Source organism: Globicatella sanguinis NBRC 15551 (assembly GCF_001552295.1).
Taxonomy (GTDB): domain Bacteria; phylum Bacillota; class Bacilli; order Lactobacillales; family Aerococcaceae; genus Globicatella; species Globicatella sanguinis.
Genome location: NZ_BCQX01000065.1, coordinates 1 through 12649, shown reverse-complemented (window position 1 = coordinate 12649; position 12649 = coordinate 1). Strand labels below are relative to the sequence as shown.

The window sequence follows — 12649 nt, the reverse complement described above, 5'->3', positions numbered from 1 at the left end:
CTACTTCTGGTTCACTCCCAAAATTATGACTGGACGAGCAGGTGAAGCGAAAATCGGTGGTTTTCTACTTCTTGCTCGCTTTTTTTATCTTGGGGATTAGTAAAAAGTTTGAACATAAGATGATACCTCCTAAAAGACTACCTCCCGTTTAAAAACACGAACATTAAACAGGAGAAATAAAACACAATAAGTTTTTTTACACAATAGTTATTATATTTGTTTATAATAAAAGCATAGATGGGATAATAATTATGGCTTTATTAGAATGACATTCAAAAAATGCGAATGTTAAACTAAAAAAGTCTGTGTGAGTTATATTCCTCATCATTTTTTTTTTATAGTTAGTCGGAGCAGATAAAAAGTAAAGGAGTCAATGGAATGGAAAACATTTATCGAGGTAAAACGAAAGATTTATTGCAAGACGAACAAGGTAAAACCTATTTTCACTTTAAAGATGATATGACTGGTAAAGATGGCCAATTTGATCCAGGTGCCAATCAGGTTGGTTTAACGGTTGAAGGTTCAGGAAAAGCCAATGTCACAGTTTCTAAATATTTCTTTGAACTCCTTGAAGAAAAAGGAATTCCAACACATTTTGTTGAGGCCAACATTGATGAGAATACGATGGAAATTAAACCGGCTAAAGTGTTCGGAAAAGGCTTAGAAGTTATTTGCCGTTTTGTAGCGGTTGGCTCATTTATTCGTCGTTATGGATTATATGCTGAATCAGGTATGCCACTGGAAGGGTATGTTGAATTTACACTAAAAGATGATGACCGAGAAGATCCACTGATTAATGAAGATGCATTAGAAATCTTAGGAATTTTAAATGAAGGTGAATATGCTAAGATCAAACAATTGACTCGTGATATTTCAACTATTATTAAAGAAGATTTAGCCACTAAAGGATTATCACTTTATGATATTAAATTAGAATTTGGACGTTTAGCGGGTAGTGATGAAATTGTGTTAATCGATGAAGTGTCTGGTGGTAATATGCGTGTTTATAAAGAAACTGAATACGTCAATCCATTAGATATCGTTCATTATTTATAAGAGGGGACAACAAAATGCGCGTAATTACAGAATCCATTCAAGGACAGTTAGGAAAAGTTGAACGATTAGCGAAAGAAGCACGTGAGTTTTTAGGATGGGAAAATGAATTTGTCATTCACTACTTTGATATTTTTGATTTTGAGAATTTAAGTGAAGCTGAATTAGAAACAGTTAAAGACCGAATGTTATCAACGCCGCATCGTCTTTTACATCTAAATACTGATGATTTATTTGCTGGACATGCATTTAGATGTCGTCAAGTAACAGGCCAATACAATGAAAAGGAAGAAATGACCGAACGAATGATGCGTCAAGTCTTAGGTTTTGATCATGGACGCGTTCATCATTCTGAAGTGATTGTGATTGAAAATATTTCGACTACTCAATTTGAAATGTTTAAGCAATATTATTTGAATCCTGTTGAAAAAGTAGAAGTGGCTTTTGATGCAGCCAATCCGGTGATTCAAGCGTCAGCAACGACCGATTTAGAACCGATTAGTGGATTTTTAACAATGGATGATGAAGCGTTAAAGGTATTTGGTACACAGTTTGCAATGGATTTTGATGACTTGAAATTATGTCAAACTTATTTCCAATCAGAAGACCGTGAACCGAATTTAACCGAATTAAAAGTAATTGATACGTATTGGTCCGATCATTGCCGCCATACAACATTTAATACGCACTTAAAAGATATCGAGGTAGAAGCAGGCGAATTTGCACCTCTATTCCAAGCAGCTTTAGATAATTATCTTCAAACTCGTCAACAATTACAACGCACCGATCGTCCGATTACTTTAATGGATTTAGCCACTATTCAAGCGAAAAACTTAAAATCGAAACATCAATTAGAGGATGTCGAAATTTCTGCTGAAATCAATGCATGTGCTTTAGAAATAAAAGTAGATGTAGAAGGAACCGAAGAAGATTGGTTATTATACTTTAAAAACGAAACCCATAACCACCCAACCGAAATTGAACCATTTGGGGGAGCGTCAACCTGTATTGGCGGTGGGGTCAGAGACCCATTGTCAGGTCGCTCTTGGGTTTATCAAGCAATGCGCTTGGGTGGCGGAATGAATCCTAACCAAGCATGGGCAAATGTTCGTAAAGACAAATTGCCACAACGAGTTATTGCTAAAACGGCGCTTGCTGGCTATGCAGATTATGCCAATCAATATGGGGTTACCGCCTCTTTTAATGAGGATATCTATCATCCTGGTTTTGAATCAAAACGGATGGAATTGGGTGCACTCATTTCGGCGGCTCCGCGAGAGAATGTTGTTAGGGAAGAGCCTCAAGCTAGTGATTATGTTGTTTTATTAGGTGGACGTACTGGACGTGATGGTTTAGGTGCTGCTGTTGGCTCGTCAAAAGTTCAAACAGAAACTTCACTTGAAACGGCCGGTGCAGAAGTTCAAAAAGGAAATGCGTCCATTGAACGTAAAATCGGCCGTCTCTTTAGAAATGGCGATGCTGTTAGATTGATTAAACGTTGTAATGACTTTGGTGCCGGTGGGGTATCCGTTGCGGTAGGTGAATTAGCCGATGGTCTTATGATTGACTTGGATAAAGTGCCAACCAAATATCCAGGAATGCATGGCGGCGAGATTGCATTATCAGAATCACAAGAACGAATGGCTGTGGTGGTTTCAAAAGATGATATTGATACTTTTATGCAATATTGTGCGGATGAAGATGTTGAAGCAACCATTATTGCGGAAGTTACTGCGTCAAAACGCATGGTGATGCATTGGAACGGTCAAAAAATTGTCGACTTAAGTCGTGAATTTTTAAATACTAATGGGGCCGAAAAAGAAGCGGATGCCCTTTTAGTTAACCCAACACAGAAACCTTTTGATTACGAAGAGTTTGCCTTTACCGAAGAAAATGTGATGGCTTTTGTTCAAACTTTAGCTGAAGCCAATCAACAAGCAATGGATGAACAATTTGATGCGTCAATTGGTCGTGGAACCGTGCTTTATCCATATGGTGGAAAATTCCGTGCAACGAAAGAATTAGGAATGATTTCTCGTTTACCAGTTGATAAAGGTGCAACTCAAACGACATCTGTGATGGCATATGGTTACCATCCATATTTAGCAGAACGTTCACCGTTCCATGGAGGATATTATGCGGTAGTAGAATCAATTGCTCGTTTAGTTGCGATGGGATTTGATTACAAAAAAGCACGCTTATCTTTCCAAGAATATTTTGAATCTTTAGGGAACAATCCAAGAGCATGGGGCAAACCAGTATTAGCATTATTAGGTGCGAATGAAGTGATGGCGGCTTTAGGATTAGCTGCTATCGGCGGAAAAGATTCAATGTCGGGTACTTTCGAAGAATTAACGGTGCCGCCGACATTAGTAAGTTTCGCTGTAGCGACGGGAACCATTCACCAGGTTGTATCACGAGCCTTTAAAAAAGCGAATCATCCGGTTGTCTTAATAGAATCAGTTATTCAAGCAGACGGTACCTTAGATTTAAGTAATTTTAAAGCGACACTTGAAAGATTACATCAGTTAGCGATTGAAGGAAAATTAGCTGCTGTTTCTACGGTCGGTGTCAAAGGTTTACTATCAGAAGTATTGAATATGGCTTATGGAAACCACATTGGAATCCAATTGCATGACAGAATGGCTCATCGTTTAACTGAAGCAATGATGGGATCTTTTGTAGTTGAGGTAGAAGACTTAACTGTTTTAGAAGGGTTAACCTATGAAGTGATTGGTCAAACACAAGTGGAGGTAATTAGTTTAGCGGATGTTCAACTTAAGATTACCGACATTCATCAAGCAAATAAACGAGTTTTAGCTTCAGTGTATGAATTGATTGAAAAACCAATGCAAATAAGTCCAAAACCAGTGACTCAAACATACAGTGAGCAAGTTAAAAACAATCAACCTCGTGTATTGATTCCAGTAATTTTAGGTGCCAATACGGAATATGACTTACGTGATGCTTTTGAAGCGGCAGGTTTTATGACAGAATTTCACATTATTCAAACTTCAAGTCATGAACTCTATCAACAATCTGTGGCGGCACTAGCAGCTAAAATAAACGATTATCAAGTAATTGCATTGGCTTCAGGTTTTGTGTTTGCTAATGAACCAAGTGAATCTGGCTTTGGTTGGGATTTAGTACTTCAGGATGAAGCTGTTCGACAAGCCATCATGCAACATCTTGAACAAAAAGGGCTAATTTACGGAGCTGGTTCTGCAGGAGCAAGTTTAATTCGTGCCGGTTTAATTGAATTCGGACGTTTCCAACCAGGAACCAAGATTCAAGTCAACCAAAATCCATATGGCAAATTTATGGCAGACATTATTCCAAGTACCCTAGTGTCTAATTATTCAGCATGGGCGAACAAAGCGACATCGCCAATATTCTCAACCGCAGTAGCGACTGCTTGGGGACAAATTGATTTAGGGGATAAAGCAGATGAATTATTTGCTAATGGGCAAGTGTTATCGGTATTTAATGAGTACCATCATGCACCCGCAGTGGATGCGATGACCAGTCCAGATGGCTTAGTCTTTGCTTCCGTTTCAAACCCTGAAAGAATGGATAAGGATTTATACGTCAATATTGAAATTGAAGCTTTACCGCCATTTATTCAGTCAGCTCGTCAATATTTTAATTAAAAACTTTAAATATAGAAAGGAATAGCAATGATAACAATTATTATGGGATCTTCCTCCGATAAAGGAATTGCTCAAAAAGTCGTAGAACAATTAAAAGAATTTGGTTTACCTTACAAAGTATTAGTGATTTCTGCTCACCGTGCCTTAGATTTATTACTGGAAGAAGTGGAACGTGATGAGGCAGATGTGTACATTGCGATGGCTGGAAAAGCAGCCCATTTAGCGGGGGTATTAGCTGGTGCGACGATTAAACCAGTAATCGGAATTCCGGTTAAATCATCAACGCTTGATGGTCTTGATGCATTATTATCAACTGTGCAAATGCCTTCAGGTGTTCCAGTCGCAACGGTTGCGATTGATGGTGGAGCTAATGCTGCGATTTTAGCAGCTCAAATTTTAGCGGTTCATGATAAAGACATCGCTGCAAAATTATTAGCCTATAAACAACAAATGAAACAAAATGTTATCAAGATGGCTGATGACATTACCGACCTATAAGGGGCTTACCATGAGTGGATTATTTGGATACTTTTCAACAGAGCCCAAAGATGTTTTTACTTCCATTTATTTTGGTATTTATGCCTTACAACATAGAGGGCAACAATCATCTGGTATTGCGACCGTGCATGACGGAGAAGTGGACCTTTGTGTTGGACCGGGACTTATTAAGCGAAGCTTTGCCCGTGGAAAAAATGATGATTTGAAAGGATCAAAGGGCGTTGGCTTTGTAAAATATAAGTTCCGTTATGACCACACACCGGATATGCCAATCCAACGAAATGGGGCGGTGATGGTTTTTGATGGTGTGGTTACCAATGAAGGTTCTGTTTTTGACGATTTATGGGATCGCCTTGAAGGTGAATGTGCAGACTTAAGAGAGTACTTATTGAGTCTTGAAGGTGCGTTTAGTTTCATTTATCTCAATGACGATAAGATGATTGCTTACCGTGATATTATGGGCATTAAACCTTTATGTATCGGTTATGATTCACAAGCGACGATTGTTGCGACTGAATCATGTGCCATTGAGTCGATTGGTGCACGTTTTGTTCGCGACTTGCAACCGGGTGAGATTTTTATTCATACCGCAAATGGGCAAACATCTTATTACCTTTCAAATGAAACGTCTAATATTTGTGCATTTGAATTTATTTATACCGCTCGTCCAGATTCGGTAATTGATAATATTTCAGTTTATGATGCGCGTTACCGTTTAGGAAAAATGTTGAGCTTAGAGGCACCAGTTGAAGCTGATATTGTGATTGGTGCTCCGGATTCTGGCGTGATTGCTGCTTTAGGTTATGCCAAAGAATCCGGCATTCCTTTCCAAGAGGGGTTTGTCCGTAATCGCTATGTCGGCCGTACATTTATCGAAGAAACGCAAGTCGAACGCGAACGTGGCATTCAGATTAAGTTAACGCCGATTCGTGGCAACATTATGAATCGTGACATTATATTAATTGACGATTCAATTGTTCGAGGCACTACTATTAAACGAATTGTAAAGAATTTAAAAGAAAAAGGAGCTAATAAAGTACATGTCAGAATCGCGGCACCGCAAATTGTTAGCTCGAATAATTTAACGGTAGATATTCCTGATAATGACGAATTAATTGCTTATGAACATAATATTGAAGAAATGAAAGCCATCATTGGCTGTGATTCATTAGCTTTCTTATCGCTAAATGGTTTATACAAAGCGATAGGACGTCAACAAATGTATGGCGACTACTTTGAAAGAACGGAGGCATAATGTGGGGTTAGATTATAAAACAGCTGGCGTCAATAAAGCAGCCGGTTATGAGCAAGTTGCATTAATGAAAGATATGGTTAAAAAAACACATGGTCCGGAAGTACTAACCAATTTAGGAGGTTTTTCTGGTGTTTTCAAACCTGATTTAATGGGGATAAAAAAACCGGTGTTAGTCTCAGGTACTGATGGGGTAGGCACCAAGTTGATGATTGCGCAAACCTTAAATATTCACCATACAATTGGTATTGATTGTGTGGCAATGTGTGTCAATGACATTTTATGTCAAGGTGCAAAACCATTGTTTTTTTTAGATTATATCGCTACCGGAAAATTAATTCCGGAAAAGATGGCAGCAGTTGTTGAAGGAGTAGTTACGGGCTGTCAACAAGCTGGTGCAGCACTGATTGGTGGCGAAACGGCAGAAATGCCCGGAATGTATTCAGAAGATGAATATGACTTAGCAGGATTTGTCGTCGGTCTGGTAGATGAAGAAAAAATAATCACAGGTGCCAATATAAAACCAGGGGATGTGGCGATTGGATTAGCTTCATCAGGGGTCCATTCTAATGGATTTTCATTGGTACGAGCAATCTTAGAAAAAGCTAATATCAGCTATGAAGATAATATTCCTGGTTTAGATCAAACGGTTGGCGAAATATTATTAGTGCCCACACGTATTTACGCAAAAGAAGTGGCCGCCTTATTCGATTGTGTTGAGGTTAAAGGGATTGCCCATATAACTGGTGGCGGTTTAGAAGAAAATCTACCTCGCATCCTTCCCGATAATCTAGGGATTACAATCGATACCCAAGCGATTCCTGAACAAGCCATTTTTAAATTATTACAAGAATGGGGACAAATCGATCGTGATGAAATGTATGGCACCTTTAACATGGGCGTTGGACTAGTAGTGGTCGTCGCTCCAGCAGCCGTAGAGACAGCACTTAATTGTCTAGCGACTGTTGATAGTCAGGCCTTTGTTTTAGGGACAATTAGCGATGACTTTACAGGTGTACGTTTATCATGAGAAAGATAAAGTTAGGTGTATTAATTTCAGGGGGAGGCAGTAATCTTCAAGCAATCATTGATGCTTGTCATCAGCAAGTGTTAGACGTGGAAATAGCCATCGTCATTTCATCAGATGCTACAGCTTATGGTTTGGAAAGAGCGCGCTTGGCTGGGATTAAGACCCTGACCAGCCGCTTAGAGGGTGATATAACCTCTGCCTTACAATCAGCCCAAGTAGATTACGTAATATTAGCAGGTTATTTAAGAAAAATAGGGCCAGAACTATTAGCGGCCTATCCAACTCAAATTTTAAATATTCATCCTTCTTTAATTCCGGCATTTAGCGGTAAAGGATTTTATGGTTTAAAAGTTCATGAAGCGGTGATTAAACGTGGGGTGAAAATAACGGGTGCGACTACCCATATAGTTAACGCAGAGTTAGATGAGGGACCTATCATTCGTCAAGAAGTGGTTCATGTATTGCCAGAAGATACCCCTGAAAGCTTACAACAACGTGTATTAGAAATCGAACATCATATTTTAATTGAAAGTATTAAAGACTTAATAGGAGGAAATTCATCGTGCGTGCATTAATTTCAGTATATGATAAAACAGGTATTGTCGAGTTCACTCAAGGTTTAGTTGACCTTGGTTGGGAAATATTATCGACCGGAGGTACTCAAAAATGTTTAGAAGAGGCTGGGATTGCCGTCACTCCCGTTGAAGATGTTACCTCTTATCCAGATATGTTAGGCGGAAGAGTAAAAACACTCCACCCAGCTATTCATGGAGGGATCTTATTTAAACGAGATAATGAAGAACACCGCCAAACCTTAGCAGAACATGATATTCAAAGTATTGATATGGTCGTGAATAGTTTATATCCATTTGAAGAGACGGTTGCTAAAGTCGATGCGACTCATGGTGATATTATTGAAAAAATTGATGTAGGCGGTCCATCGATGATTCGTGCGGCAGCTAAAAACTATCAAGATGTCACTATTATCGTGGAACAAACGGATTATGATTGGGTATTAAGCCGATTACAAGAAAACGGGAGCTTAAGTTTAGCGGAGCGTCAGACCTTAGCTGGCAAAACTTTTAATTTGACAGCCTACTACGATGCACAAATAGCAGCTTACTTTAATCGTACTAATGAAGTAGCTTTTCCTGAATATTTAACCTTAGCTTATAAGACACCACAATCCTTACGTTATGGCGAAAATCCACATCAACAAGCTGCATATTATTCAACTAGTCAAAAGAAATATAACTTTAAGCAATTACATGGCAAGGAATTATCCTATAATAATTTAAATGATTTAAAAGCTTGTTTGGATTTATTATTAGAATTTGAAGAACCAACTGCTGTAGCAGTTAAACACGCGAACCCATGTGGTGTTGCGATTGGTGCCACATTAGCAGAAGCGTATCAAAAAGCGCATGACTGTGATCCGAATTCTATTTTTGGCGGTATTATTGGCCTTAATCGTCCAGTCGATTTAGAAACGGCACAATTACTAAGCAAAACCTTTTTAGAAATTGTGGCAGCGCCTGAATTTTCTGAGGAAGCATTAGCTGTATTGCAAGCGAAGAAAAACATCCGTTTGTTAGAAATACCGACTTTAGGAGACATTAAACCCAATAATTTACAATTCAAAGAAACAGTCGATGGTTTATTATTACAAGAGACTGACCGTGAACTTTTTGAAAAATGGGAGTTAATGACTGAACGTGCGATTACCGAAGAAGAGAAACAAGATTTGATTTTTGCGTGGAAAGTGTGCAAACATATTGCATCTAATGCAATGGTAGTAGCTAAAAATGGCCAAACCTATGGCCTAGGTCATGGCGAAGTGAAACGCGTTTGGGCTTTAGAAAAATCGCTTGAACGATCAGAATTTCCATTAGAAGGGGCTGTTGTAGCATCAGATGCCTTCTTCTTTAAAGATACTATTGATACATTAGTCGATTATGGCATTAAAGTGATTATCCAACCGGGTGGTTCAGTTAAAGACGCGGAAGTGATTGAAGCCGCTAATCAACAAGACATCTCGGTTATCTTTACTGGCATGCGTCATTTCAAACATTAGGAGGCAATCTGTGAAAATATTGATTATCGGAAATGGTGGCCGTGAACATGCGCTAGCTTGGAAAGTGTCACAATCGCCACAAGTTGAAGAAGTGTTTGTAGCGAAAGGCAATGCTGGTATAGCCTCAATTGCGACTCAAGTTGAAATAGAACCAACAGATATTCCAGCTTTAGTGGTTTTTGCTCAAGAGAGAGCGATAGACCTGACCATAGTGGGTCCTGAGGAACCACTATGTCTAGGTGTAGTTGATGCTTTTGAAGCTGCAGGGCTCGTTATCTTTGGATCGAATCGTCATTGTGCTCAGTTTGAAGGCTCAAAAGATTTCACCAAACAGTTTTTAGTCCGCCATCAAATTCCAACTGCTACCTATGAAACGGTAACCTCTTATGAAGAAGGAATCCGCGTGACTGAATCGTTATCTTTGCCAATCGTTTTAAAAGCAGATGGTTTAGCACTAGGAAAAGGGGTTGTGATTGCTCAGACAAGAGAAGAAGTAAAAGAGACGCTTGACTCGATGATGAATCATCACAAATTTGGTGCAGCAGGTCATCAAGTGGTTATTGAAGAATATTTAACGGGTGAGGAAATATCACTCTTATGTTTGGTTTCACATAATAAATTATTTCCATTAGATATGGCCCATGATTATAAAAAAGCCGAAGAAGGCGATCAAGGACTTAATACCGGCGGTTTAGGTGGCTATTCTCCAACTAATAGTCTTGCCACTGATTTGCATCAACGGATTCAAACTCTTTTAGCACAAATTGAATATGGATTAGAGTCAGAAGGGTTTGATTTCACAGGGGTTTTATTTGTTGGATTAATGGTCGATCATCACCAACCCAAAGTCTTGGAATTTAATGTTCGTTTTGGCGATCCTGAAACGCAAGTGCTTTTACCAAGACTTGAATCGGATTTAGTTGAATTAATTCAAAAGGCCATTGCAAATAATTTGAATGAGCATGACCTTCAGTGGTCTCCCCAACATTCAGTTGGGGTGGTGCTTCATTCTAAAGGATATCCACAAACGTTTGATAAAAACCATCCGATTGAATTACCGCCATCAATAGCTTCGGATCAACTATTATTTCATAATGGAACCAAAAAAATAGAAGATACCATTGTGAATATCGGTGGGCGAGTATTAACTGCAGTGGGCTTGGGAAGTAGTCGAGCGATGGCTAGAGAAAGAGCCTATGAGTTGGTTAAACAAATTAAAAGTTCAAATTTAAGTTATCGTCAAGATATTGGCCAATAAGAGAAGGAGAGTAAGAATTTTTGTCACATTTAACTGATATTGAAATTGCACATAGCATCCAACCATTACCAATTCAAGTCATTGCGGATAAATTAGGTATTCAACCAACCGAGTTATCCCCTTATGGTCATGATAAAGCAAAGGTTTTAGTCAACCAAATAGCTGATTTAGACGAACGTCAAAACGGTAAACTGATTTTAGTGACAGCCATTTCGCCAACGCCGGCCGGTGAGGGTAAAACAACCGTTTCAGTTGGATTAGCCGATGGTCTTAGACAGATTGGTAAGAATGCAATGGTTGCTTTACGTGAACCTTCTTTAGGTCCAGTCTTTGGGATGAAAGGTGGTGCTGCTGGTGGAGGTTACTCGCAAGTTATTCCGATGGAAGATATCAATCTTCATTTTACAGGAGATTTCCACGCAATTTCCGCAACCAATAATTTAGTGGCAGCTGCTTTAGATAATCATATTCATCATGGTAATGAATTAGATATTGATGCTCGTTCCATTACTTGGAAACGTGTCGTTGATATGAATGATCGCCAACTTCGTAATATTGTTTCAGGATTAGGTAAAAAATCAGATGGCTTTCCACATGAAGATGGTTTTGATATTACTGTGGCTTCAGAAATCATGTCTATTTTATGTTTAGCGGAAAACATGACCGACTTAAAGTCCAAATTAGGCCGAATCATTGTTGCTTATAACAATAGTGGTGAACCTGTTACGGTGGAAGACCTTCAAATATCAGGTGCGTTAGCTATATTAATGAAAGATGCCATTAATCCGAATTTAGTACAAACATTAGAAGGCACACCAGCCTTTATTCATGGTGGTCCTTTTGCCAATATCGCGCATGGTTGTAATTCAATCATCGCTACGAAGACAGCAATGAAATTAGCAGATTACACCGTTACCGAAGCAGGCTTTGGTGCAGATTTAGGTGCAGAAAAATTTATGGACATTAAATGTCACCTTGGCGAAATAGAACCTGATGCTGTCGTTGTGGTGGCGACTATCCGTGCTTTGAAAATGCATGGAGGTGTTAAACGCGAAGATTTATCTAAAGAAAACGTGACAGCACTTGAAAAGGGTGTGGCCAACTTACGTCGTCACGTACAAAATGTAAATGAACAATTTGGCAAACCAGTTGTGGTGGCGATTAATAAATTTGCTACCGACACGGAGGCTGAATTTGCGGTAGTGCAGCAAGTGTGTCACGAATTGGAAGTCGAAGTAGCTTTATCAGATGGTTGGGCTAATGGCGGTAAAGGAAACATGGAGCTAGCAGAAAAAGTAGTTGTTGCTGCCGAAAAAGAATCCAAATTGCAATATGTTTATCAATTAGAGGATACGATTGAAGAAAAATTGCAAGCAATCGTGCAAAAGATTTATGGTGGACGCCAAGTGAAGTTAACCCCACAAGCACGTCGTCAAGCTCGTCGATTAACGACCTTAGGTTTCGACAAATTGCCTATTTGTATGGCGAAAACACAATATTCATTTACTGATAATCCAAAATTATTAGGAGCGCCAACTGATTTTGAAGTAACCGTTCGTCACTTAAAAGTGTATGCAGGTGCCGGCTTTATTGTAGCATTAACGGGCGATATTATGACCATGCCCGGTTTACCTAAAGTACCTGCTGCCAACCATATGGATATTACCGAGGAAGGCACAATTATCGGATTGTCTTAATTATGGAAAGATAGATCAATCATACATGATGTTAAGATGGTTTCTTTGGAAACTATCACTTGTATACTTTAGTCTATTTTTATATGGTAGCAATGTTTTTTACACAGTTATGTTGATATTAAAAAGGAAACAAGGGG

9 protein-coding genes are annotated in these 12649 nt (G+C 38.9%); all 9 read left to right on the top strand.

Going from position 1 to position 12649, the window contains the following annotated elements; translation table 11 throughout:
* Window positions 1–378 precede the first annotated feature (378 nt).
* Genes GSA01S_RS06620 through GSA01S_RS06580 form a run of 9 tightly spaced genes read left to right on the top strand, consistent with a single transcriptional unit; the run spans window position 379 to window position 12512 of the window.
* Window positions 379–1056: a phosphoribosylaminoimidazolesuccinocarboxamide synthase gene (locus GSA01S_RS06620; protein ID WP_066126015.1), complete on the top strand. Its 678-nt coding sequence runs from the start codon at window positions 379–381 to the stop codon at window positions 1054–1056.
* A gap of 14 nt (window positions 1057–1070) precedes the next feature.
* The gene (locus GSA01S_RS06615; protein WP_066126013.1) at window positions 1071–4703 is read left to right on the top strand and encodes a phosphoribosylformylglycinamidine synthase; all 3633 of its coding nucleotides are present in this window, start codon (window positions 1071–1073) and stop codon (window positions 4701–4703) included.
* A 27-nt stretch (window positions 4704–4730) separates the two neighbouring features.
* Window positions 4731–5201, top strand: a complete 471-nt coding sequence (gene purE, locus GSA01S_RS06610; RefSeq protein ID WP_066126011.1) for a 5-(carboxyamino)imidazole ribonucleotide mutase — start codon at window positions 4731–4733, stop codon at window positions 5199–5201.
* A gap of 10 nt (window positions 5202–5211) precedes the next feature.
* Window positions 5212–6456: an amidophosphoribosyltransferase gene (locus GSA01S_RS06605; RefSeq protein ID WP_066126009.1), complete on the top strand. Its 1245-nt coding sequence runs from the start codon at window positions 5212–5214 to the stop codon at window positions 6454–6456.
* A gap of 1 nt (window position 6457) precedes the next feature.
* Window positions 6458–7483 carry a phosphoribosylformylglycinamidine cyclo-ligase gene (gene purM, locus GSA01S_RS06600; protein WP_066126008.1) on the top strand — a complete coding sequence of 342 codons (1026 nt, stop codon included), beginning with the start codon at window positions 6458–6460 and terminating at the stop codon, window positions 7481–7483.
* Window positions 7480–8058: a phosphoribosylglycinamide formyltransferase gene (gene purN / locus GSA01S_RS06595; protein WP_066126006.1), complete on the top strand. Its 579-nt coding sequence runs from the start codon at window positions 7480–7482 to the stop codon at window positions 8056–8058. Before purM ends, purN begins: the two co-directional genes overlap by 4 nt.
* On the top strand, window positions 8043–9557 hold the full coding sequence (purH, locus tag GSA01S_RS06590; protein ID WP_083513238.1) for a bifunctional phosphoribosylaminoimidazolecarboxamide formyltransferase/IMP cyclohydrolase: 1515 nt from the start codon (window positions 8043–8045) through the stop codon (window positions 9555–9557). Before purN ends, purH begins: the two co-directional genes overlap by 16 nt.
* A 10-nt stretch (window positions 9558–9567) precedes the next feature.
* Window positions 9568–10815: a phosphoribosylamine--glycine ligase gene (gene purD / locus GSA01S_RS06585; RefSeq protein WP_066126003.1), complete on the top strand. Its 1248-nt coding sequence runs from the start codon at window positions 9568–9570 to the stop codon at window positions 10813–10815.
* 20 nt (window positions 10816–10835) lie between these two features.
* The gene (locus tag GSA01S_RS06580; protein ID WP_066126001.1) at window positions 10836–12512 is read left to right on the top strand and encodes a formate--tetrahydrofolate ligase; all 1677 of its coding nucleotides are present in this window, start codon (window positions 10836–10838) and stop codon (window positions 12510–12512) included.
* The last annotated feature ends 137 nt before the right edge of the window (window positions 12513–12649 follow it).

Coding starts and splice junctions, on each gene's coding strand:
- GSA01S_RS06620 (WP_066126015.1), top strand. CDS start 379: ATGGAAAACATTTATCGAGGTAAAACGAAAGATTTATTGCAAGACGAA.
- GSA01S_RS06615 (WP_066126013.1), top strand. CDS start 1,071: ATGCGCGTAATTACAGAATCCATTCAAGGACAGTTAGGAAAAGTTGAA.
- purE (WP_066126011.1), top strand. CDS start 4,731: ATGATAACAATTATTATGGGATCTTCCTCCGATAAAGGAATTGCTCAA.
- GSA01S_RS06605 (WP_066126009.1), top strand. CDS start 5,212: ATGAGTGGATTATTTGGATACTTTTCAACAGAGCCCAAAGATGTTTTT.
- purN (WP_066126006.1), top strand. CDS start 7,480: ATGAGAAAGATAAAGTTAGGTGTATTAATTTCAGGGGGAGGCAGTAAT.